Annotated in this window: 2 protein-coding genes; both read right to left on the reverse strand. The window is 71.7% G+C overall.

Annotated features, from left to right (window positions below; translation table 11 throughout):
• Nucleotides 1-598 (reverse strand): uroporphyrinogen-III C-methyltransferase (gene cobA / locus DV704_RS12095; protein WP_114799821.1); only part of this gene is annotated, 598 nt, incomplete at its 3' end.
• Nucleotides 595-1,197, reverse strand: a 603-nt coding sequence (locus tag DV704_RS12100; RefSeq protein WP_147279609.1) for a bifunctional precorrin-2 dehydrogenase/sirohydrochlorin ferrochelatase, incomplete at its 5' end; no start/stop codon positions are given. The genes DV704_RS12100 and cobA, both read right to left, overlap by 4 nt.

Raw genomic sequence — 1,197 nt, forward strand, 5'->3', positions numbered from 1 at the left:
TGGGGGTACTGCTCCGTTCAATGAAGGCCACCGGCTCAGCCGGCGGCCGCCCCAGGGCGATGAGCTGGGCGGCCAGCTGTTGCCGCTGGCTTACCCCCATCAGCACCACCAGGGTCTCCACCCCGGCATACGCTGCCAGCGAGGGGAGTTCACCTCCCTGCCCCTGCCCGCTCACCACCGCAAAACCCCCCGCCACCCCCCGCAGGGTCAGGGGTATCCCCGCCAGGCTGGGGGCCGCAATCGCCGAGGACACCCCCGGCACCACCTCCACCGCCACCCCCTGCTCCACCAGAAAGCGCCACTCCTCCCCACCCCGCCCAAACACCATGGGGTCGCCCCCCTTGAGCCGCACCACCGCGCAGCCCTTGCGGGCATAGGCCAGCATCAGGGCCAGAATCTCCTCCTGCACCCCTTGCTGCCCCACCTCCTTGCCCACGTAGATCCGGTGGGCCCCCGGGTTCACCAGCGCCAGCACCCCCTCGCCCACCAGCCGGTCGTGGAGCACCACCTCGGCCCCGGCCAGCACCCGCGCCGCTTTGAGGGTCAAAAGCTCCGGATCCCCCGGGCCCGCCCCCACCAGGTAGACCCTGCCCCTCATACCACCTCCAGACGGGCCTCTTCCCGTAAGGCCCGCCATAGCAGCGCCCGGGCCTCCGCCAGGCGGCCCAGCCGGATCAGCGTCAGGGCGTCGGCGTCCACCAGGCGGTACCAGGCCGCCTTGCGGGCCTCAAAGCTTTCCGGGTAGGCCGCCGCCACAATAGGCCGGAACTCCCGCAACAACTGCAAATACAAGGCGTACTCCGGGCCAAACTCCTCGGCCAGCCGCGCCTTGATGCGCACCCCCAGGGCCGGGGCGGCCCCGCTGGTGGAGACCGCGAGGATCAGGTCGCCCTGGCGGTGCACCGCCGGCAGGATGAAGTCGCAGTACTGGGGGTCGTCCACCGCGTTGAGCCAGACCCCCCGGGCCCGGGCCTCGGCGGCAATCTGGGCGTTTTGCGACTTATCCGCAGGGTGGGCCACCGCCAGCATGCACCCCTCCAGGTCGCCCGGCTGGTAGGCCCGGCGGTGCCAGGTGATGGCCCCGCTCTGGGCCAGCGGCTCCAGCGTGGGGTGCTCGCAGGGCGATATCAGCACCACCCGCGCCCCCGCCTGCACCAACTGCAACACCTTGGCCTCGGTCTCCACCCCACCCCCCAC

Origin of the sequence: Meiothermus sp. QL-1, assembly GCF_003351145.1 — a bacterium.
GTDB lineage: Bacteria > Deinococcota > Deinococci > Deinococcales > Thermaceae > Meiothermus.